The 20,589-nt window shown below is 62.0% G+C and carries 18 protein-coding genes; 5 read left to right on the forward strand and 13 right to left on the reverse strand.

Annotated elements, in window-relative coordinates; translation table 11 throughout:
- Positions 1 to 31: 31 nt before the first annotated feature.
- Complete coding sequence (locus WA157_RS18840) at positions 32 to 559, forward strand: hypothetical protein (RefSeq protein WP_422622439.1); 528 nt, start codon at positions 32 to 34, stop codon at positions 557 to 559.
- A gap of 83 nt (positions 560 to 642) precedes the next feature.
- On the opposite strand, the gene WA157_RS18845 is transcribed toward WA157_RS18840, so the two are convergent.
- Positions 643 to 840 (reverse strand): hypothetical protein, encoded by a 198-nt coding sequence (locus WA157_RS18845; RefSeq protein ID WP_422622440.1) that lies wholly within the window; start codon positions 838 to 840, stop codon positions 643 to 645.
- A gap of 327 nt (positions 841 to 1,167) precedes the next feature.
- Between WA157_RS18845 and WA157_RS18850 the strand changes: the two genes are divergently transcribed.
- Entirely contained in the window at positions 1,168 to 1,530 is a 363-nt protein-coding gene (locus WA157_RS18850) for a hypothetical protein (RefSeq protein WP_422622441.1), read from the forward strand.
- 28 nt (positions 1,531 to 1,558) lie between these two features.
- Here the strand turns inward: WA157_RS18850 and WA157_RS18855 are convergent, their stop codons facing one another.
- On the reverse strand, positions 1,559 to 2,746 hold the full coding sequence (locus WA157_RS18855; RefSeq protein ID WP_422622442.1) for a radical SAM protein: 1,188 nt from the start codon (positions 2,744 to 2,746) through the stop codon (positions 1,559 to 1,561).
- A gap of 199 nt (positions 2,747 to 2,945) precedes the next feature.
- Between WA157_RS18855 and rtcA the strand changes: the two genes are divergently transcribed.
- The gene (gene rtcA / locus WA157_RS18860; protein ID WP_422622443.1) at positions 2,946 to 3,983 is read left to right on the forward strand and encodes an RNA 3'-terminal phosphate cyclase; all 1,038 of its coding nucleotides are present in this window, start codon (positions 2,946 to 2,948) and stop codon (positions 3,981 to 3,983) included.
- A 77-nt stretch (positions 3,984 to 4,060) separates the two neighbouring features.
- A complete protein-coding gene (locus tag WA157_RS18865) occupies positions 4,061 to 4,564 on the forward strand; it encodes a type 1 glutamine amidotransferase domain-containing protein (protein ID WP_422622444.1) in 504 nt (167 codons plus the stop codon).
- Positions 4,565 to 4,570: 6 nt separating this feature from the next.
- Here the strand turns inward: WA157_RS18865 and WA157_RS18870 are convergent, their stop codons facing one another.
- From WA157_RS18870 to WA157_RS18890, 5 genes are read right to left on the reverse strand one after another with little or no spacing between them, the layout of a single operon-like run.
- Positions 4,571 to 5,491, reverse strand: coding sequence for a 2-hydroxyacid dehydrogenase (locus tag WA157_RS18870; protein ID WP_422622445.1), 921 nt, complete (start codon positions 5,489 to 5,491; stop codon positions 4,571 to 4,573).
- Between the two features lie 13 nt (positions 5,492 to 5,504).
- Complete coding sequence (locus tag WA157_RS18875) at positions 5,505 to 7,529, reverse strand: biotin carboxylase N-terminal domain-containing protein (RefSeq protein WP_422622446.1); 2,025 nt, start codon at positions 7,527 to 7,529, stop codon at positions 5,505 to 5,507.
- Between the two features lie 22 nt (positions 7,530 to 7,551).
- Positions 7,552 to 8,328, reverse strand: coding sequence for an enoyl-CoA hydratase/isomerase family protein (locus WA157_RS18880; RefSeq protein WP_422622447.1), 777 nt, complete (start codon positions 8,326 to 8,328; stop codon positions 7,552 to 7,554).
- 56 nt (positions 8,329 to 8,384) lie between these two features.
- A complete protein-coding gene (locus WA157_RS18885) occupies positions 8,385 to 10,007 on the reverse strand; it encodes a carboxyl transferase domain-containing protein (protein WP_422622448.1) in 1,623 nt (540 codons plus the stop codon).
- A 10-nt stretch (positions 10,008 to 10,017) separates the two neighbouring features.
- Positions 10,018 to 11,754 (reverse strand): AMP-binding protein, encoded by a 1,737-nt coding sequence (locus WA157_RS18890; protein ID WP_422622449.1) that lies wholly within the window; start codon positions 11,752 to 11,754, stop codon positions 10,018 to 10,020.
- A gap of 123 nt (positions 11,755 to 11,877) precedes the next feature.
- Between WA157_RS18890 and WA157_RS18895 the strand changes: the two genes are divergently transcribed.
- On the forward strand, positions 11,878 to 12,939 hold the full coding sequence (locus tag WA157_RS18895) for an AraC family transcriptional regulator (RefSeq protein WP_422622450.1): 1,062 nt from the start codon (positions 11,878 to 11,880) through the stop codon (positions 12,937 to 12,939).
- A gap of 773 nt (positions 12,940 to 13,712) precedes the next feature.
- Here WA157_RS18895 and WA157_RS18900 read toward each other — a convergent pair.
- From WA157_RS18900 to WA157_RS18925, 6 genes are all read right to left on the reverse strand, one after another.
- A complete protein-coding gene (locus WA157_RS18900; RefSeq protein ID WP_422622451.1) occupies positions 13,713 to 14,843 on the reverse strand; it encodes an acyl-CoA dehydrogenase family protein in 1,131 nt (376 codons plus the stop codon).
- A gap of 82 nt (positions 14,844 to 14,925) precedes the next feature.
- Positions 14,926 to 16,119 (reverse strand): acetyl-CoA C-acyltransferase, encoded by a 1,194-nt coding sequence (locus WA157_RS18905; RefSeq protein ID WP_422622452.1) that lies wholly within the window; start codon positions 16,117 to 16,119, stop codon positions 14,926 to 14,928.
- 76 nt (positions 16,120 to 16,195) lie between these two features.
- Positions 16,196 to 18,043 (reverse strand): bifunctional isocitrate dehydrogenase kinase/phosphatase, encoded by a 1,848-nt coding sequence (gene aceK, locus WA157_RS18910; protein WP_422622453.1) that lies wholly within the window; start codon positions 18,041 to 18,043, stop codon positions 16,196 to 16,198.
- 59 nt (positions 18,044 to 18,102) lie between these two features.
- Positions 18,103 to 18,774 carry a carbonate dehydratase gene (gene can, locus WA157_RS18915; protein WP_422622454.1) on the reverse strand — a complete coding sequence of 224 codons (672 nt, stop codon included), beginning with the start codon at positions 18,772 to 18,774 and terminating at the stop codon, positions 18,103 to 18,105.
- A 104-nt stretch (positions 18,775 to 18,878) separates the two neighbouring features.
- The gene (locus tag WA157_RS18920) at positions 18,879 to 20,123 is read right to left on the reverse strand and encodes an isovaleryl-CoA dehydrogenase (protein ID WP_422622455.1); all 1,245 of its coding nucleotides are present in this window, start codon (positions 20,121 to 20,123) and stop codon (positions 18,879 to 18,881) included.
- Complete coding sequence (locus WA157_RS18925) at positions 20,104 to 20,568, reverse strand: MerR family transcriptional regulator (protein ID WP_422622456.1); 465 nt, start codon at positions 20,566 to 20,568, stop codon at positions 20,104 to 20,106. Before WA157_RS18925 ends, WA157_RS18920 begins: the two co-directional genes overlap by 20 nt.
- Positions 20,569 to 20,589: the final 21 nt, after the last annotated feature.

Below are 20,589 nucleotides of genomic sequence, written 5' to 3' on the forward strand. Positions count from 1 at the left end.
CAGCGCTCCTGACCCTAAACGTTAGGCTTGTATGACGCTCTCTGCAGAGGATTGGAAGTTCATCGTCTCCGTAGTCGCACTCTTGGCAGCGGGTATTTCGCTGTACTTCACCAAGGTCAACTGGCTTCAATCGAACAGACCAATCGTCACAGCCTTCATAACGGAGCATCACACAGGCGAATTGGCTGCCACATTCAAACTCATCATTGCAAACACCGGTTCAAGGCCGGCCGTGCGAGTCAGAATGATGGCGACTCACGCCGACATTAGGAAGCTACTTGAACCAGACGCCACGCAAAAGTACTTTGAGATGATTGAGTCCAACTTTCTGCCAAGCAGTGAGATACCGTTGCTCCGCAACGGAGAGGAATTGACAACCTCATTTGGTGCCTTCGCTTGGAGGGGTGGTAGCGAGCCTTGGCTTCGCTACGGTTCCGAGACGGAGATCTGCATCACGTATCAAGATCTCGAGTGCCGGAGTTTCGTGTCCAAGCAACCGCTGAAGATCTATGCTCGAGACGGGTTTGGTGGAGGCATGTGGCGTGAACCACAGGCTTAAACCTTCCTTCAAGCGGACCTGCCTTCGGCAGGCCGCTTAAGTCAAACGTAACGACTGCTTAGTAGCGAAGCGAATGGCTGCAATCAGTCTTGGATACAACCAATCACGGTGGCATCGCTCATTTTTTCGATCGAACCGCCGTTCAAGACTGCAAGCGGCTGTCCAGTTTTCCGAACTGCTTGCTCCAAACCCGACATTGACATCAAGGACCTGACCGTCAGCCAAGTGGCGTTGATTTCGATCTGACTGGTCACAACTGGGCTAAGTTGAGCATGACTCATGACATGGAAATCTCATAACCCGGTCATTCTGAGTACGCTTTCCGGTAGTCGTTGCGGACGTTGTACACATCGGAGTAGCACACGCCGCGGTAGAGGACTTCGATCACCACGTCATCCTTGCGGGGTTGCGGCGGTCGAAGCGGAACAGGCCCAGCGGGCTGGGGGGAAATGGGCAGCGTAGCTGCGTACGTTCATGGTCATCGTTTCAACGCTCCTTTGCTGGGTCCGGATATGTCTACTACGGCGGCTGGGCGCAAGGCGTCCAGCCGTCGCCGGTGACTCACACGCGTATCATCGTACGGTCAACCGGCACTTAATTTCTCACTCATGAACCCTCTATTTCAAACCAGGCTTGCGCTTTTGGCCGTCACGGTCTGCTGTTGTGCTTCAGCCAGCGCGGACGATTCAACTCAGCCCGCTGCGGGCACACCACCGTCTGTCGTTGAAAAGGTAGCAAGGGCAGTAGAGCGTGGGGCGAAGGCCGCCGCCAGCGGTGTCAAAAAAGGCGTGACCGCAGGCGCACATGGGGTCGAGCGTGGCGCGCAAGCGGCTGCCAGTGGCGTTGAACGGGGTGCCAAGGCTGCCGCCAGGGGCATCGAACACGGCGCAACAGCAACGGCCCACGCGGCCAAGACTGTCGCCAGCAAGGTGGCACCATCACCCACGTCTTCCTCGGCGGCAGGCAACTGAGCCTGCTCGGTTTTTGACCGGCCCTGGCTCAGGGCATGATCTCCACATACTCATAGACTTCACAGTCCATGATCTGTTTGCGCACCGGCAGTGTGGCCCGGTCGAACCAGGCTTGCGGCTTGTGTTGATCGATCTCGCGGCCCATAAAACGGATCAACTCGCAGATCGGTTCGACCACGTTGGTGCGGTAGCGCTCGTCCTGCTTGACATAGCCGAGGTACATGTTCTTCATGCAATTGCCACGGCACCATGAAAACGCCTCGCAGCCGTCGCAGGGCATGGCGGCGGTGGGCTGCAGCGGGCTCTTTTTGAGCCAGTTGCTTTTGACATCACCCATCTTCATTTCCGGCGCGTACATCATGTCCGGGCAGGGATAAATCTCGCCATTGGGCATCACGTTGAGCAAGTGCGTGGACACGCGGCACTGGGTGCGCCCCGCATACAGTTCTTGTGCGCGGGTCGGGAACAGCTTGTTGCGGACCATGCCCATGAGCGGAATCAGCGGGTAGATCACATCGGTGCGCGAGAAGAACTTGTCGATCAATTGCACCAGCACGGACTGGCGCTTGGCCACCGAGTCGCCACCATACTGCTCATCGGCCACAAACTGCCAGTACAGGTAGTCAAACGGCGTGTCCTCCCCGACCAGCTGATCCAGTTCCTCAAAACAGGTGTCAGGATTGCCCCAGGTCACCCGGGCCGTGATGGTGCCGCCCACTTTGGCGCGCACCTCCCGCAGGTTTTTCATCACCTGGCGGTAGATGCCACGTCCACGGTAGCCGTCGGTGGTGGCTTCGCCGCCGTCAATCGAGGCCAGCACGTTCGACAGCCGGCTCAAGGTCTCGTCCGGCAGTTTCGAGATCAGGGTGGCGTTGGTCTGCAGTTGAAAGCGAAACTGCGGGAATCGCTGCATCACTTCCAGCATCAGTGGCTTGTTCAGCGTGGGCTCACCCCCATAAAACGTCACATAGACTTCCTTGCCCAACAGATGCTTGTCGACGAAGGCACAGAGTTGCTCAATGTCGTACTCCACATGAACCTGGGAGCCCAACACCTCGCCCACGCCCAATGAGCAATAGCTGCACTTCAGGTTGCATTTGAGGGTGGTCAGCAATTGCAGCTCGACCCGGCCGCCTACGATGGGGTTGACGTCTGATTGCGGGATGTCCGCTTTGGCGCTGTCTGAATAGAAGTGAATCGGAGTCGAGTGGTGCATTATTTGGACTGAAGGACTGGTAGATCGGGTTGCAGACGTGCGCGACCAGAATTTCGTGCGGGTAGCGAAGAGGCCGCCTCTGACGCGCACCGATGATAAGCGCTACGGTGGCAAGAATGAGCTTTTATGGCGCCGTAGCGACGGGCTGCGGGCGAAGACGATCTTCTAAACAGTGCCGATTTCACGCACAATGTCAGAGATGATCGAGATCGACGGCTCCTATGGCGAAGGCGGCGGTCAATTGCTGCGCACGGCGGTGGCGTTGGCGGCAATCACCGGGCAGACGCTGCGTGTCCGCAACGTGCGCGCCAGGCGATCCAACCCGGGGCTGGCGGCCCAACACCTCGCGGCGGTGAAGGCGGTGGCGGCCTTGTGTGACGCCGAGGTAGAGGGCTTGCAGGTCAAGTCACAGGAGATTGTCTTTCGCCCCGATCGTCTGCGCGGCGGTCAATTTCAGTTCGACGTGGGCACTGCCGGCAGCATGACGCTGGTGTTGCAAGCCGTGCTGCCGGTGGCGCTGATGTGCAAAGAGCGTCTTGTTATGGGGATCACGGGCGGGACGGACGTCCGCGCGGCGCCGCCGCTGGATTATTTTCGGTATGTATTCTTGCCCTTGCTGTCGTTGATGGGCGGGCGCGTGTCGCTCCACCTGGTCAAGCGCGGTTACTACCCGCGCGGCGGCGGAGAGGTCAAGGTTGAAGTGGAACCAGGGGCGCGTCTGCGGCCGCTGGCGCTGGAGACGCGGGGCCCGCTGAGCGAGGTGCGCGGCATCGCCCATGTCTCCAACTTGCCAACGCACATCACCGCACGCATGGCGCGGGCGGCGTTGGAGGCGCTGCCGCCGGTCCCCGCGCCGCAGATCGAGCAACAACAGCTCGCCTGGCCGCAGGCCATTGGGCAAGGTGGGGCGATTGTGTTGTGGGCGCACTGTGGGCATGACGTGTTGGGCGCGGCCACGACGGCGCAACGCGGCGTGCCGGCGGAGCGCTTGGGCGATGAGGTGGGCCGCGCCTTGTGCGCTGAAATCGAATCCGGCGCGACCCTCGATGTCCATGCCGCAGATCAACTGCTGGTTTATGCCGCGCTGGCTGGCGGCCCGTCCCATTTCACCGTGCGCACGCTGTCTTCGCATGCCAGCACCGCCATGTGGCTGATCGAGCGCTTCCTGCCGGTTGAATTTGGCGTGGCCCAGGTTGGACAACTTTGGCGCGTTGATTGTCGGCCGCGTTTGCCATAAATCAACTCGCTCGTCCGTCACATCTTTACGATGGACGCGAAGTGCCCATCCTCTTCCTCTAAAAGGAGTAGCCCACCGTGAAAGCGCTCATCGTCAGTGCGGATCATTTTGAAGACTCCGAGCTTCTGGTTCCCTACTATCGTCTGCTTGAGGCAGGGATCGAGGTGGATATCGCATCCATGCGCCGCGGGAGAATCAATGGCAAGCATGGCTACCAAGTCGAGGCCAACAAGGCGCTGAAGGACGTGAAACCGGGCGAATACGCCGTCCTGGTTCTGCCCGGCGGCAAAGCGCCGGCCGACATCCGCAAGGAGCAGGCGGCGCTGCGCATTGCGCAGGCGTTTTTTTCGGACAACAAGCCCGTTGCAGCCATCTGCCATGGCCCGCAAACGCTCATCACCGCCGGCCTGTTGCGCGGACGCCGCGCCACCTGCTTTCACACCTTGGAGGCGGAGATGCGAGAGGCGGGCGCCCTGTACGAGGACAGCGAGGTGGTGGTGGACGGCAACCTGGTGACGTCCCGGCAGCCGTCCGACCTGCCCGCCTTCATGCGGGAAACCATCAAGCTGCTGCCGCGCTAGCCCAACTCAATAGCCCCGTTCCAAATCAACCCGTCCCACGACCGTCTCACCGCGCTCCAGCGCCTCCAACTTGCCCGCTATCTGCGCAATGCTGGTCTCGCGCAGGGTGCGCGCTGAGGTGTGCGGCGTGATGGTGATCTTGGGGTGCTGCCAAAACGGGTGCTTCAGGGGCAAGGGCTCGGTGCGAAACACGTCCAGCGTGGCACCGGCCAAGTGGCCGCTGTCAAGCAAGGCCAGCAAATCGTCATCCACCAGATGCGCGCCGCGCGCCACATTGATGACGTAGCCACCGGGTTGCAGGCGGCTCAAGGTGTCGCGATTCAGGATGCCTTGGGTGTCAGCTGTGAGCGGCAGCAGGTTCACCAGAATGCGGCTGCAAGCCAGGAACGCGTCCAACTGCGCCCTGCCGTTGAAACCACGCACGCCTTCGATCACCTTGGGTGAGCGGCTCCAGCCATTCACGGGGAACTCAAACTGGGTGAGTGCCTGCGCCACGCGCTGGCCCAGCACGCCCAGGCCCATGACGCCGACGGAGAAGTCGGCCCGGTTGCGTGGCTTGTGAAAAGTCCACTGACCGTGGCTGATGTCGGCCGCATAAACATCCAACTCGCGAAAGTGGCGAATGACAGCGTGACAGACGTACTCGGCCATCTGCACCGCCATGCCCGCGTCGTCCAGTCGCACCACGGTGGCCTGTGGCGGCAGGCGCAGCCTCAGCAAGGCATCGACGCCAGCGCCGATGGCAAACACGCCTTTGAGTTGCGGCTGCTGGTCAAAGAACTGTTGCGGCGGTGCCCAGACGACGGCGTAATCGGCCGGCGCTGCGCCGGGCTGCCAAAGCTCGACCTGAGCCTGCGGCAAGGCCGCGCGCAGACCCGCCAGCCAGGGTGCGGGTTCGGTGCCGGTGCAACAGAAACTGATTTTCATGATGGTCCGATTTTCACTGAGACACCAGCTTGAGCAGCTCGGCCCCTTCCACCACCTGGTCGCCGGGCGCGTAGAGCAGTTCGGCCACCACGCCATCCATCGGGGCGGCAATGGTGTGCTCCATTTTCATGGCGTCCATCACCGCCAGCGGCTGGCCCTTGCTGACCTTGTCACCGGCCTTGACGGCAAACGACACCACCTTGCCCGGCATCGGCGCCGTCAATCGCCCGCCTTCGACCTGGCTGTCGCCGGCGTGCGCCAGGGCGTCGATTGCTACTATTTCTGTAGCGCCTTGCGCAGTAAAGACGTGGGCTACAGCGTCTTTTCTATAGACACTGACAATCTGGCGCCGGGCCGCAAAGCGCACATCGATGCCTTGCGTCAACGGCACAAACGAAAACCCGCCCACCTCACCCGCCACCGCCAGTTGCAGGGCACCGTCGTGCAAAGTCGTCAGCTGCACGACATGCACCTGGCCCTGAAACGCGTAGTCGAAGCGGCGCGTGCTGGGGCCGTGCGAGCGCCAGCCGTCGCGCCGGGCCCAGGGGTCGAGCCAGCCCGCGCGCTCGGCCAGTTGCGCCTGGGCACAGCGTTCTTGCTGCAAGGTATGCGCAATCACACTGGCCACGGCCAGGCTCAAACCGACTTTTTCCTGCTTGAACAACACGGACTCTTCACGGGGAATCAGCCCGGTGTCCAGATCCGCCTGCACAAAGGAGCGGCTTTGCACCACATGGCGCAAAAACTGCACATTGGTGTTGAGCCCGACGATGTGGGTCTGGGCCAGCGCGGTGTCCAGCCGCGAGAGCGCCTGCTCGCGGTTGTCGCCATGCACGATCAGCTTGGCCAGCATGGAGTCGTAAAACGGGCTGATGGCATCACCTTCGCGCACGCCGGAGTCCACGCGCACACCGCCATTGCTGCGCCCAAACGTGACGCATGCGGGCAGCCCATAAACCTGCAGGGTGCCGGTGGCGGGCATGAAGTTGTTGTCCGGGCTTTCCGCACAAATGCGGGCTTCGATGGCGTGGCCGGTGATCTTGAGCTGGTCCTGGCGCAGCGGCAGCGCCTCACCGGCGGCCACCCGCAGCTGCCACTCCACCAGGTCCTGGCCGGTGATGGCTTCGGTCACGGGATGCTCCACCTGCAGGCGCGTGTTCATTTCCATGAAGAAAAAATCCATGGAACCGTCCGGGCGCTGCTCCACGATGAACTCCACCGTGCCGGCCCCCACATAATTCACGGCCTGCGCCGCAGCCACGGCCGCCTCGCCCATCTGCTGGCGCAGCGCGGGCGTCATCCCCGGCGCGGGCGCTTCTTCCAGCACCTTTTGATGGCGGCGCTGCACCGAGCAGTCGCGCTCAAACAAATACACGTAATTGCCCAGTGTGTCGCCAAACACCTGAATCTCGATGTGGCGCGGGCGCTGCACGTATTTTTCGATCAGCACCGCGTCATTGCCAAAGCTGTTGATGGCCTCGCGCCGGCAGGAGGCCAGCGCCGATGCAAAGTCCGCCGCGTTGGCCACCACCCGCATGCCCTTGCCGCCGCCGCCGGCACTGGCCTTGATCAGCACCGGGTAACCGATGGCGTCGGCCTCGCGCTGCAGCAAAGCCGGGTCCTGGTCGGCGCCGTGGTAGCCGGGCACCAGCGGCACCCCGGCCAGCCCCATCAGGCGCTTGGACTCGGCTTTCAGCCCCATGGCCAAAATGGCGGACGACGGCGGGCCAATAAACACCAGGCCGGCATCAAGACAGGCGCGCGCAAACTCTTCGTTTTCACTCAAGAAACCGTAGCCGGGGTGGATGGCTTGCGCCCCGGTAGCCTGGGCTGCCGCAATGATGTTTTGCCAGCGCAAGTAGCTGTCTTTGGGCGCGCTGCCCCCGATATAGACGGCTTCGTCACACACGCTGACGTGTTTGGCGTTGGCATCGGCATCGGAATAGACCGCCACTGTTTTGATGGCCATGCGGCGCGCGGTGGCCGCTACGCGGCAGGCGATCTCCCCCCGATTGGCTATGAGGATTTTGTTAAACATATGTTGCTTCTCTCTTGAAAATTCAGGACAGCCACGCGGGTTTGCGTTTTTGCAGAAAGGACTGCACGCCCTCTTTGCCTTCAAAGCTGGCGCGAATGGTGGCGATGCCTTCGACGGTTTGTGCAATCAACGCGGCATCGATGTCTTGGCCGGCGACGTTGTGCAACAAGGTTTTGCACTGTTGCACCGCATTCGGGCTGGCGCTGAGCAGCGCTTGGGTCATTTCATTCACTTTGGCATCCAGTTGTTCTGCGCTCACCACGGCGTGCACAAAACCGATGCGCAAGGCCTCCACCGCGTCAAAACGCTCGGCGGTCAAAAAGTATCGGTGCGCCGCGCGCGCGCCCATGGCGCGAATCACATACGGGCTGATGGTGGCCGGGTACAGACCCAGCTTGACCTCGCTCAGGCAGTAGTTGGCCGTATCCACACTGACCGCCATGTCACACGCCGCCACCAGGCCCATGCCACCGGCATAAACGTCGCCCTGAATACGGGCCACCGTGGGCTTGGGGCAGGTGTAGATCACACGCAGCATCTCGGCCAACTGCGCCGCATCCGCCAGGTTTTCGGCGTGTGTGTAGTCGGCCATACGGCGCATCCAGTTGAGGTCCGCACCGGCACAGAAGGCCGGCCCTGAAGCTGCCAGCACGATGGCGCGCACCGCCTTGTTTTGGCCCAGTTCAGTGAACGCCGTTGTGAGTTCGGCGATCACTTCGTCGTTGAAGGCGTTGCGGACCTCGGGGCGACTCAATGTGACCTGCGCCACCGGGCCGGGTTGAATGTTCAGTGTTGCCATAGCGGTCAGCCTCGCAAGGTTTTCATCAGATCAAAATCAGTTTCGCGCTGCAGCCACTACATGCGGAAGATGCCGAACCGGGTATCTTCGATCGGAGCATTGCGCGCAGCGCTCAGGCCCAGCGCCAGCACACGGCGGGTGTCCACGGGATCGATGATGCCGTCGTCCCACAGGCGGGCGGTGGCGAAATACGGGTGGCCCTGGCTCTCGTATTGGCGGCGGATCGGCGCCTTGAAGGCTTCTTCTTCCTCCATGCTCCAGGCCCCTCCCTTGAGCTCGATGCCGTCGCGCTTGACGGTCGCGAGCACGCTGGCCGCCTGCTCGCCGCCCATGACCGAGATGCGGGCGTTCGGCCACATCCACAAAAAGCGCGGACTGAAGGCGCGGCCGCACATGCCGTAGTTGCCGGCGCCAAAACTGCCGCCGATGATGATGGTGAACTTCGGCACCGCGGCCGTGGCGACGGCAGTCACCATCTTGGCGCCATTGCGCGCAATGCCTTCGTTCTCGTACTTGCGCCCGACCATGAAGCCGGTGATGTTCTGCAAAAACACCAGAGGAATCTTGCGCTGGCAGCACAACTCGATGAAGTGCGTGCCTTTCAGCGCCGACTCGCTGAACAAAATGCCGTTGTTGGCGATGATGCCGACCGGCATGCCTTCAATATGGGCAAAGCCTGTGACCAGCGTGGTGCCGTAACGCGGCTTGAACTCGTGAAACTCGGAGCCATCGACGACGCGGGCGATGATTTCGCGCACGTCAAACGGTTTGCGTGTGTCGGTCGGAATCACGCCGTACAACTCTTCTGCTAAAAACTTAGGAGCTACTGACCAAAGTAACGCGGGGGCTGGAGGCTTGATTTGGTTCAAATGGGCAACCGCTTGGCGCGCCAGCGCCAGCGCGTGCAGGTCGTTCTGCGCCAAGTGATCGGCCACGCCCGACAGGCGCGTGTGTACGTCGCCGCCGCCCAGGTCTTCAGCGCTGACCACCTCACCGGTGGCGGCCTTCACCAGCGGCGGGCCACCCAGAAAGATGGTGCCCTGGTTCTTGACGATGATGGCCTCGTCGCTCATGGCCGGCACGTAGGCGCCGCCTGCCGTGCAGCTGCCCATCACCACCGCAATCTGCGCAATGCCCTGCGCGCTCATGGTCGCCTGGTTGAAGAAGATGCGGCCAAAGTGGTCGCGGTCGGGAAACACTTCGTCCTGGTTCGGCAGATTGGCGCCGCCCGAATCCACCAGATATACACAGGGCAGGCGGTTTTGCTGCGCAATCTCCTGCGCCCGCAAATGCTTTTTGACCGTCATCGGGTAATAGGTGCCGCCTTTGACCGTGGCGTCATTGCACACAATCATGCAGTCCACGCCTTCGATGCGGCCAATGCCGCAAATGACACCGGCGCTGGGCGCGCTGTCGGTGCCGTCGCGGTCCGGGTACATGCCCATCGCGGCCAGCGGTGACAGCTCCAGAAACGGCGTGCCGGGGTCCAGCAGCATCTGCACCCGGTCCCGCGGCAGCAGCTTGCCGCGCCCGGTGTGCCGGGCGCGGGCCACTTCGCCACCGCCCAAAGCGGCGCGGGCGGTCTGCGCGTTGAGGTCATCCACCAGCACGCGCATGGCTTTGGCGTTGGCCTGGAAATCCGCGGAGCGGGCATTGAGTTTGGTGTCGAGGATGGGCATAGAACTTCTTTCAGGCCGTTTTGTCTTCTTGCAGTCCAAGCTGCTGCTTCATGTCATCCCGAATTTTGAACTTCTGGATCTTGCCGGTCACGGTCATCGGGAACCCGGTCACAAAGCGAATGTAGCGGGGCACCTTGTAGTGCGCAATCTGGCCCTTGCAGAAGGCTTTGACATCGTCTTCGCTCAGGGTCTGGCCCGGCTTCGGGACGATCCAGGCGCACAACTCCTCGCCGTATTTGGGGTCCGGGATGCCCACCACCTGCACGTCCTGAATCTGGGGGTGGCGGTAGAGAAACTCTTCGATCTCACGCGGGTAAATGTTTTCACCGCCGCGAATCACCATGTCCTTGATGCGCCCGACGATGTTGACGTAACCCTCAATGTCCATGGTCGCCAGGTCGCCGGTGTGCATCCATTTCTCGCCGTCAATCGCCTCGGCGGTGCGGCCCGGGTCTTCCCAGTAACCGTGCATCACCGAGTAGCCGCGCGTGCACAGCTCGCCTGACACGCCCGGCGCCACTGTTTCTCCGCTGACCGGATCAATCACCTTGACCTGCAAGTGTGGCTGCACCAGGCCGACGGTTGACACCCGCTTTTCCAGTGGCGTCGTGGTGCTGCTCTGGCAGCTCACCGGGCTGGTTTCGGTCATGCCGTAGGCGATGGTGACTTCCAGCATGTGCATGTCGCGCATCACCCGCTTCATGACCTCGATCGGACACGGCGAGCCGGCCATGATGCCGGTGCGCAGGCTGGTCAGGTCGAACTCGGCAAAGCGCGGATGGTCCAGCTCGGCGATGAACATGGTAGGCACGCCGTGCAGGCCGGTGCATTGCTCGTCCTGCACGGTTTGCAACACGGCCAGCGCATCGAAGCCATCACTCGGATAAACAATGGTCGCGCCGTGCGTGAGGCAGGCCAGGTTGCCCAGCACCATGCCAAAACAGTGGTACAGCGGAACCGGAATACACAGGCGATCCTTGGAGGTGAGCTTCATGGCTTCGCCAATGAAGAAGCCGTTGTTCAGGATGTTGCGGTGCGTCAGCGTGGCGCCCTTGGGGAAGCCGGTGGTGCCGCTGGTGAACTGGATGTTGATCGGGTCGCTGGCGCGCAGCGTGCTGGCAATGGCCTCCAGCCGCGGGTCCGCCGCGTCCCCCGAAGCCAGCAGCGTCGAGAAGCGCAGCAGGCCCGGCGCTTCATCGGCCTGCCCCGGCTCGTCAATCCACACCACCGTGCGCAGATGCGGCAGGCGGGCGGCCTGCAAGGCGCCCGCCTGCGACGTGTCCAACTCTGGTGCCAGTTCACGCAGCATGCCCAGGTAGTCACTGGTCTTGAAGCGGGCCATGGTCACCAGGGCCTTGCACGCCACCTTGTTCAGGGCATAGTCCAGCTCGGCCACGCGGTAGGCCGGGTTGATGTTGACCAGCACCAGGCCGACCTTGGCGGTGGCGAGCTGCATCAGCAGCCACTGCGCGTTGTTGTGCGACCAGATGCCGACCCGCTCGCCCGGCTTCAAGCCCAAGCCCAGCAAGGCGCTGGCCAGTTGATTACTCGCTGTTTGCAGCGCGCGGTAGCTGTAGCGCTGGTGCTGGTGCGCGCTGACCAGCGCTTCGTGGTCGGGCTGGCGCGCCACCATGGCGTCAAAAAAGTCACCCAGCGTCTGCTCGATCAAGGGCCCATCGGTCGCGCCGCTGGACAAGCTGCAGGTCAAGGCGGGCGCACGCGAAGTGTCCGCGGTAGTTGGTGTCATGGTAATTCCCCCAAGTGGGCACAAGCCCGGATAGCCATCGCAGCGACAAGCATAGCGGTCCGACGCCATCCATGTGTGCCACCCAGGTTGCAAATCGTGCCAAAGCGTCACATACTCCAGCTCATGCCGTCCCGCCCACTCCATCCCGCACTCGCCGGCGCCAGCCTGACCGCCGGTCCGGCCCTGACTCCCATTGCATTTGTCAAGGCCATTGTGCAGGCTTACGCGGACCAGCACAAAGACCCGGCCAAGGCGCTGGAACTGGCACATATTGCGCCAGCTGACCTGGCGGACCCGGCGGCCCGCATCACCGCGGCCCAAATGGAGCGCATCTCGGGTGCCGCCATGCAGGAGCTCGACGACGAGGCCCTGGGCTGGTTCAGCCGCCGCCTGCCGTGGGGCAGCTACGGCATGCTGGCGCGTGCCAGCATCAGCGCCCCCAGCCTGGGCCTGGCCTTGCAGCGCTGGTGCCGCCACCACGGGCTGATTGCCGATGACATCACCCTGCAATTGACGGTTGCGGGCGACACCGCCACTTTGTCCATCACCGAGCACCGGTCCTTGGGCGACTTGCGCGAGTTCTGCCTGGTCTCGGTGTTGCGCAACATCCATGGTCTGGCCTGCTGGCTGATCGACTCGCGCATCCCCCTGCAGGGCGCGCAGTTTCCGTTTGCCGCCCCCAGGCACCAGGACGTTTATGGGGTGCTGTTCTCCGGCCCGAGCGTCTTCAACACGGCGCCCGCGGCGATCCGCTTCGATGCGCGCTACCTGCCCCTGCCGCTGCGCCGCGATGAGGCGGCCCTGCAGCAGATGCTGCAACGTGCGCTGCCCTTGACGGTGCTGCAATACCGGCGCGACCGCCTGCTGGTGCAGCGCGTGCGCCAGGCACTGCAGACGCAGCCGGACCAAAGCCACAACGCGGACGATTTGGCCGCGCTGCTCAAGCTCTCGCCGCGCAGCCTGCACCGCCAGCTCAAGGACGAAGGGGCCTCGCTGCAGGCGCTCAAAAATGATGTGCGTCAAAGTCGCGCGCTGGCGCTGTTGCTGCGCACCTCGCGCCCGATCAAGCAAGTGGCGCAAGGGGCCGGGTTTCAGAACGAGAAAAGTTTCATCCGGGCTTTTCGCGGCTGGACCGGCACCTCGCCGGCGGCGTTTCGGCGTTCAGGGCCGCCGGCACGGACTTAAGCGCCGCCCGGTGCGGATTCTTCGCTATTAATTTTGTGGATAACTTGAGAGGCCGAGCCCGGGGCCCGGCGCGCGAAGCCAGCACGGGCGCGCCCGGCAAAACCCGGCCCGGCAGGCCGGGCGCGAAAACTGGCGCAGGGCCGGGACCGCAGGTGCTATTTGCTCCACAAATTTTGTGGATAACTTTGTGCAGCAGTTCAGGGACAACCCGGCAAACCCTTGCTGGGCGCGGGCTGCAACACGGTGCCCAATAAACAGGCGACTGGTATAAGTCCCAATTTACGGGTCAAGAAGGTGCAAGCGCCTAGCAGAAAAATACGCAATTTGACAAGCAAAGGAACTTGAAAAAAATAAATATTCCCTAAAAGATGCCGCCCTGACAGGGCCAAAGAAGCGGCCCAAACCGCTCGCCATTGATGCACAACTTCTGTGGACAACTTTGTGGACGAAGCGGCTGAAAAGGCGCCAAAGCCACAGCCGGTGCGGGCTGCGTCACAACGCCCAAATAACAGGCAGCCCCGGCGTCCGGACAAGGCACCCAGCCGAATATGCTATGCATTTAATAGCTACTAACGCTTATTACACGGGGGCTAGAGGTCAATTTGTTATAAATAGTGAGGCTCAGGCCTTGGTCTGTCGGCGAGCTTTGTGCTGTTGTTGAGGACAGAGCTTGTTCGCTTCGCGTAACGGCGGTCTGTCCCGCAAAAACACCCCTGAAATGTTGAGGACAGAGCTTGTTCGCTTCGCGTAACGGCGGTCTGTCCCGCAAAGTCTCAGGAAAGTGCTCTTTGAATGATGATCTTCTGCACGTCCGACGTGCCTTCATAAATCTGGCACACGCGCACGTCGCGGTAGATGCGCTCGACGGGGAAGTCGCTGACATAACCGTAGCCGCCCAGGGTCTGGATGGCGGCGCTGCAGACCTGCTCTGCCATTTCGCTGGCAAACAGCTTGGCCATGGCGGCTTCTTTCAGGCACGGGCGTCCGGCATCGCGCAAGGACGCGGCGTGCCAGATGAGCTGGCGCGCTGCCTCCAGTTGCGTGGCGCACTCGGCCAGGCGGAAACCGACCGCCTGGTGGTTGAAGATGGCGGTGCCAAAGCTTTGCCGCTCTTTGGCGTAGGCCAGCGCCACCTCGAAGGCGCTGCGCGCCATGCCCACACTCTGGGCGGCAATGCCGATGCGCCCACCCTCCAGAGCGCCCAAGGCAATCTTGTAGCCCTCGCCCTCCAGGCCAATCAGGTTCTCCACCGGAATGCGGCAATTGTCAAAGTTGATCTGCGCCGTGTCGCTGCTGTGCTGGCCGAGCTTGTCTTCCAGCCGCGCCACCACGTAGCCGGGTACGTCGGTCGGCACGATGAAGGCACTCATGCCCTTCTTGCCCGCGCCCTTGTCGGTGACGGCAATGACGATGGCCACGTCGCCGTTCTGGCCGCTGGTGATGAACTGCTTGACACCGTTGATGACATAAGCATCGCCTTCGCGCGTGGCCGTGGTGCGCAGGCCGGACGCGTCCGAGCCCACATGCGGCTCGGTCAGGCAAAACGCGCCCAGCAACTGGCCTTGCGCGAGCGGCGTCAGCCATTGCCTCTTCTGCGCGGTGTTGCCGTAGCGCATCAGGATGGCGTTGACCGGGCAGTTGGTGACGCTGATCGCGGTGCTGGTGCCACCGTCACCGGCGGCGATTTCTTCCAGCACCAGCGCCACCGTCAGGTAGTCCATGTTGGCCCCGCCCAGTTCTTCCGGCACGCAAATGCCGTAGGCGCCCAGCGCGGCCAGCCCCTTGTGCGCCTCCTTGGGAAAAGTGTGCTCCTTGTCCCACTGGGCGGCGTTGGGCCAGAGTTCGGCTTGGGCAAAGGCGCGCACCGCGTCGCGGATCATTTCCTGGTCTTGGGTTAGCAACATGGGTCAGGCTCTCAATCATTCGTCAAATTTATAAAAAAGGGGGCGCTAGCCCCCGTCCGTCTTGCGCAGACAGCTATTAACTTTATAGCATTTCGAGGGCCACGGCAGTGCCTTCACCGCCACCGATGCAGAGCGTGGCGACGCCTTTTTTCAGGCCGCGGGCCCGCAGCGCGTACATCAGCGTCACGATGATGCGGGCACCGCTGCAGCCAATCGGGTGGCCCAGGGCGCAGGCGCCGCCGTTGACGTTGACGATCTCATGGCTCAGTTTGAGGTCATGCATCAGCGCCATCGGCACCACGGCAAAGGCTTCGTTGACTTCCCACAGCTCCACGTCTTTGACCGCCCAGCCGGCTTTGGCCAGCACTTTTTGACTGGCACCGATGGGGGCGGTCGAGAACCATTCGGGTTCTTGCGCATGCACGGCGTGGCTGACGATGCGCGCCAGCGGCTGGCAGCCGAGTTTGGCGGCGGTCGACGCGCGCATCAGCACCAGCGCAGCGGCGCCGTCGTTGATGCTGGAACTGCTGGCCGCCGTGATGGTGCCGTCTTTCTTGAAGGCCGCCTTCAGGCTGCTGATCTTGTCGAGCTTGACCTTGCCGGGGCCCTGGTCGATGGAGATGACGGTGTCACCGGCACGGCCCTTGATCGTCACCGGCGCGATTTCCGCGGCAAATGCGCCCGAGTTGGTGGCGGCTTGTGCGCGCTGCACGCTGGTGGTGGCAAAAGCGTCTTGTTGTTCGCGCGTGAAGCCGTATTTGGCGGCGCAGTCTTCGCCAAAGGTGCCCATCGAGCGACCGGCTTCGTAGGCGTCTTCCAGGCCGTCGAGCATCATGTGGTCAAAAATGCGGTCGTGGCCAATGCGGTAGCCGCCGCGCGCTTTTTGCAGCAGATAAGGCGCGTTGGTCATGCTCTCCATGCCACCGGCCATCAGCACGTCGGCACTGCCGGCGAGCAGCATGTCGTGGGCGAACATGGTGGCGCGCATGGCCGAGCCACACATCTTGGACAGGGTGACGGCACCGGTGCTCTTGGGCAGGCCGCCCTTGAAGCCGGCCTGGCGCGCGGGTGCCTGGCCCTGGCCGGCCATGAGGCAGTTGCCAAAGATCAGCTCATCGACCATCTCGGGCGTGAGTTTGGAATTGGCGCTGGCACGGTTCAGAGCGGCCTGGATGGCGACGCCGCCCAGGTCGTGGGCCGCCAGGCCTGCAAAGTCGCCCTGAAAGCTGCCCAGGGGGGTGCGGGCAGCGCTGACGATAACAATAGAGTCATTCATATCAAGTCCTTTCAGTTAAAAAATCGGTTTGACGCAGAGGGGGTCTGCGTGAGCGGCCACCAGGCCGGTCGCAAATTCAGATCGATGACGGTACTTGCGCATCGCTGATCTCCGGGTGAAAGCGCTTGCCCTGATCATACGGAAACACGTCATAGACGTGCCCGGCCTGGATGCGTTCCTTGTGGCTTTGCCAGAAAGCCGCGTCCAGCAACTCGGCGTGGTGCTTCATGAACACCTCGCGCACAAACGGGTTGCCGAGCAAGAAAGGCGCAAAGGTTTCGGGGAACACGTCTTTGGGGCCGACCCGGTACCAGACCTCGCCCGACATCTCGTCTTCTTCATTGCGCGCCTGCGGCACCTTGCGAAAGTTGCAGTCGGTGATGTATTCGATCTCGTCGTAGTCGTAAAACACCACCTTGCCGTGGCGGGTGATGCCAAAATTCTTCCACAGCATGTCGCCGGGGAAAATGTTGGCCGCCACCAGGTCTTTCAGGGCGTTGCCGTACTCGATGACGCCGCGCTCGATCTGCTCACGCGCCCGCGCGGCCGCCGGGCTGGTGTCGTCCGGGTTGGCGCCGCCGGCATCAAACGCCTCCTGCAGGTAAATATTGAGCGGAATCATGCGGCGTTCAATATAGACATGCTTGATGATGACTTCAATGCGGCCGTCGCCGTCACGGTCGCTGATCTCCAGCTGGCTGGGCGCGAATTTCTCCAGCTCGGCGATCAATTCATCGTCAAAGCGCGCACGCGGAAAACCCACTTCGCTGTATTCCAGCGTGTCGGCCATGCGCCCGACCCGGTCGTGCTGCTTGACCAGCAAATACTTGGCCTTGATCTGCTCGCGCGTGGTGTCCTTGGGCGGTGGGTAAAAGTCCTTGATGACCTTGAACACGTAAGGAAACGAGGGCAGGTCAAACACCAGCATCACCATGCCCTTGATGCCGGGTGCGATGCGAAACTTGTCGGTGGAGTGGCGCTGGTGGTGCAAAAAGTCGCGGTAAAAAAGTGTCTTGCCCTGCTTGGCCAGCCCCAGGGCGTTGTAGATTTCGTTGCGCGGCTTGCGCGGCATCATGCTGCGCAGGTACTGCACATAGGCCGACGGTATTTCCATGTCCACCATGAAATAGGCACGCGCAAAGCTGAACAGCATCAGCAAATCATCCTCGCCAAACAGGACGGCATCAATCACCAGCTGGCCTGCCCTGCCGTACAACACCGGCAAGGCAAATGGAAACTCATTAAAGCCGTTGATCAGCTTGCCGACGATGTAGCAGCCCTTGTTGCGAAAAAACAGGCCGGAGAGCACCTGAAGCTGGAAATTGGCGCGCAGCTTGACGTCGCCCAGTTGCTCGGCCATGGCCTCCTGCACCCGCGCGGCGTCACCGCCCAAGTCGGCAAACGGGCAGCGCAAATCAAAGTCCAGCACCATCTGCACCAGCACCTCGGCCAGGCTGTCGTGCGTGGGGTAGTAGGAACGGTAGGTCGGGCTGGTCTCGGACTCGTCGTTTTCGATGTACTCGGTACTCACCGCCGGGCGCACAAAAATAAAGTCGTTCTGGAAATAGCTGTGGTGCAGGATTTTGGTCGTCACCGAATTGAAGAAAGTCTCGGCCAGCTCGGGCTGGTGGTGGTCCACCAGCAGGCCGATGTAATGCAGCTTGACCTGCTGCCACACCTCCATGGGCTGTTCGTCCGCCTTGAACTCGCGCGCCAGCCGCATAAAACATTCACGCACCCGCAGGTCATAAAACTCGATCCGGTCCCGCTGGGCGCGCTGCTGGCCATGCCAGTCGGCGGTCTCGAAGCGGTGCTTGGCGCGCGCCGACTCGGTTCTGAACAGGCGGTAATGGCGGTTAAACCCATCCATCATGGCCTTGGCAATGTCGTAAGCCAGCGAAGAATCAAGCCGGGTAGGAAACATGTTAGCTATATATTCAGTAGCTAGTTACGCAATAAAAACGGGGGCTAGAGGCCATTTTCTTATAAATTCAAAGGGCTGCGAAAGGCGGCGCCGACGCGGGCCACGGCCGACTGGTAATGCGCTGCCAACTCCTCCGGGTTTGATACGCTCATGTGCAGGTCCTGCAGCAAGCCGTTGAACACACCATAGACCCAGCCATGCAGGGTCACGTTCTGCCCCGAGCCCCAGGCATCTTGCAGCACCGTGCTTTGCGCCACGTTGACCACCTGCTCAATCACATTCAGCTCCACCAGCGCGTCATAACGCGCATGCTCAGGCAAGTCTGCCAGCAGCGCCTGGTGCCGGTCACGCACATCCTGAATATGGCGCAGCCAGTTGTCCGCCAGCCCGATGCGCGCACCGGCCAGCGCCGCCTGCACGCCCGAGCAGCCGTAATGCCCCACCACCAGCACATGTTCCACCTTCAGGCGCTCCACCGCAAACTGGATGGCGGACAAGGCGTTCAGGTCAGAATGCACCACCACGTTGGCGACGTTGCGGTGCACAAACACCTCGCCCGGCGCCAGCCCGGTGATCTGGTTGGCCGGCACCCGGCTGTCGGAGCAGCCAATCCACATGTATTTGGGGTTCTGCTGACTTTGCAGCTTGGTAAAAAAGCCCGGCCGCTCCAGCGCCATCTGCGCGGCCCAGGCGCGGTTGTGGGCGAAGAGGTCTTGCAGGGAGGTGTTCATGAAGGCATCTTAATCAGTTGAGGACGGAGCTGGTGGACCTCCGATGATCAGTTGAGGACAGAGCTGGCGCACAACGCGCGAGCTGCGGTCTGTCCCGCAAGGTTTCAAGAAGTCTGCGCAAACAGTTCCCGTCCAATCAGCATGCGGCGAATCTCACTGGTGCCCGCGCCAATCTCGTACAGCTTGGCGTCGCGCCACAGGCGCCCCAGCGGGTACTCATTGATGTAACCGTTGCCGCCAAATATCTGCACGCCCTCACCCGCCATCCAGGTGGCTTTTTCAGCCGTCCACAAAATGACCGACGCGCAGTCCTTGCGCACCTGGCGCACATGCTCTGCTCCGAGCAGGTCCAGGTTCTTGGCCACGGTGTAGGCAAACGCGCGCCCGGCCTGCAGCACGGTGTACATGTCCGCCACCTTGCCCTGAATCAGCTGGAACTCGCCAATGCTCTGGCCGAACTGCTTGCGGTCGTGAATGTAGGGAATGACGTTGTCCATCACCGCCTGCATGATGCCAAGCGGCCCGCCGGTCAGCACGGCGCGCTCGTAGTCCAGCCCGCTCATCAGCACCTTGGCACCGTTGTTGAGGCCGCCCAGGATGTTCTGCGCCGGCACCTCCACATTGTTGAACACCAGTTCACCGGTATGACTGCCGCGCATCCCTAGTTTGTCGAGCTTTTGCGCGACCGAGAAGCCAGGCATGCCCTTCTCGATCAAAAAGGCGGTGACGGCACCGCGTTTTGCCGACGGGCCGCCCCTAGGCAAAACAGCCCCCTCGGGGGGCAGCGAAGCGTGGGGGTCATTCACCAGCTCGGGGTCACTCTTGGCATACACCACCAGCGTGTCGGCATCCGGGCCGTTGGTGATCCACATCTTGCTGCCGTTGAGCAGGTAAAAGCCGCCCTTGTCTTCGGCTTTGAGCGTCATGCCCAGCACATCGCTGCCCGCACCGGATTCGCTCATGGCCAAGGCGCCGACATGCTCACCCGAGATCAGCTTGGGCAGGTATTTCTGCCGCTGCTCCAGGCTGCCGTTGCGCTTGATCTGGTTCACGCACAGGTTGCTGTGGGCACCGTAGCTCAAGGCCACCGAGGCCGAGGCGCGGGAGATCTCTTCCATCGCCACCATGTGCGCCAGGTAGCCCATGTTGGCACCACCGTACTCCTCGCCGACGGTGATGCCCAGCAGGCCCAGGTCGCCCATCTTGCGCCACAAGTCCATCGGGAACTGGTCATTTTTGTCAATGGCGGCGGCGCGCGGCGCGATCTCGCGTTGCGCAAATTCGTACACGGTATCGCGCAGGGCGTCGATGTCTTCACCGAGTTGAAAGTTAAGTCCGGGCAGGTTCATTTTTGTCTCCGTTGGGTTGAGTTGATGGTTTGGCGGCGCTGCGGCTGGCCGCTGGTTTCTTGCTGCTGGCGGCCAGCAGGGCGCGGGCCTCGCGCTGGTGCTCCTTGAGCTCATCCAGGTTGGCCTGCAGATCGGTCATCTGCGCTTCGAGCTGTTTCTGGTGTTCGGCCAGCACCAGCAGGAATTTCTGCAGCTGCGCGCCGGTATCGCGCGGGCTGTCGTACATGTCAATGATTTCCTTGGCCTCGGTCAGGCTGAAACCCAGCCGCTTGGCGCGCAAGGTGAGCTTCAGGCGGGTGCGGTCACGCCCGCTGTAGACCCGCGAACGACCACCCGGGCCGGTGCGCTCGGGTTGCAACAGGCCCATGTCCTCATAAAAGCGCATCGCCCGCGTGGTCAGGTCAAATTCCTTGGCCAGGTCGCTGATGTTGTAAGTGAGTGCCATAAAGGGTGATCAACCTTGGGG

This window comes from Rhodoferax ferrireducens (assembly GCF_049302455.1).
GTDB lineage: Bacteria > Pseudomonadota > Gammaproteobacteria > Burkholderiales > Burkholderiaceae_C > Rhodoferax > Rhodoferax ferrireducens_B.

Excerpts from the sequence above, each read along its gene's own strand:
- WA157_RS18890 (WP_422622449.1), bottom strand. The coding sequence starts at position 11,754 with ATGACACCAACTACCGCGGACACTTCGCGTGCGCCCGCCTTGACCTGC.
- WA157_RS18870 (WP_422622445.1), bottom strand. The coding sequence starts at position 5,491 with ATGAAAATCAGTTTCTGTTGCACCGGCACCGAACCCGCACCCTGGCTG.
- WA157_RS18885 (WP_422622448.1), bottom strand. The coding sequence starts at position 10,007 with ATGCCCATCCTCGACACCAAACTCAATGCCCGCTCCGCGGATTTCCAG.
- WA157_RS18840 (WP_422622439.1), top strand. The coding sequence starts at position 32 with ATGACGCTCTCTGCAGAGGATTGGAAGTTCATCGTCTCCGTAGTCGCA.
- WA157_RS18905 (WP_422622452.1), bottom strand. The coding sequence starts at position 16,119 with ATGAATGACTCTATTGTTATCGTCAGCGCTGCCCGCACCCCCCTGGGC.
- WA157_RS18875 (WP_422622446.1), bottom strand. The coding sequence starts at position 7,529 with ATGTTTAACAAAATCCTCATAGCCAATCGGGGGGAGATCGCCTGCCGC.
- WA157_RS18920 (WP_422622455.1), bottom strand. The coding sequence starts at position 20,123 with ATGAACCTGCCCGGACTTAACTTTCAACTCGGTGAAGACATCGACGCC.
- WA157_RS18855 (WP_422622442.1), bottom strand. The coding sequence starts at position 2,746 with ATGCACCACTCGACTCCGATTCACTTCTATTCAGACAGCGCCAAAGCG.
- WA157_RS18845 (WP_422622440.1), bottom strand. The coding sequence starts at position 840 with ATGAGTCATGCTCAACTTAGCCCAGTTGTGACCAGTCAGATCGAAATC.
- can (WP_422622454.1), bottom strand. The coding sequence starts at position 18,774 with ATGAACACCTCCCTGCAAGACCTCTTCGCCCACAACCGCGCCTGGGCC.
- WA157_RS18850 (WP_422622441.1), top strand. The coding sequence starts at position 1,168 with ATGAACCCTCTATTTCAAACCAGGCTTGCGCTTTTGGCCGTCACGGTC.
- rtcA (WP_422622443.1), top strand. The coding sequence starts at position 2,946 with ATGATCGAGATCGACGGCTCCTATGGCGAAGGCGGCGGTCAATTGCTG.
- WA157_RS18925 (WP_422622456.1), bottom strand. The coding sequence starts at position 20,568 with ATGGCACTCACTTACAACATCAGCGACCTGGCCAAGGAATTTGACCTG.
- aceK (WP_422622453.1), bottom strand. The coding sequence starts at position 18,043 with ATGTTTCCTACCCGGCTTGATTCTTCGCTGGCTTACGACATTGCCAAG.
- WA157_RS18880 (WP_422622447.1), bottom strand. The coding sequence starts at position 8,328 with ATGGCAACACTGAACATTCAACCCGGCCCGGTGGCGCAGGTCACATTG.
- WA157_RS18900 (WP_422622451.1), bottom strand. The coding sequence starts at position 14,843 with ATGTTGCTAACCCAAGACCAGGAAATGATCCGCGACGCGGTGCGCGCC.
- WA157_RS18895 (WP_422622450.1), top strand. The coding sequence starts at position 11,878 with ATGCCGTCCCGCCCACTCCATCCCGCACTCGCCGGCGCCAGCCTGACC.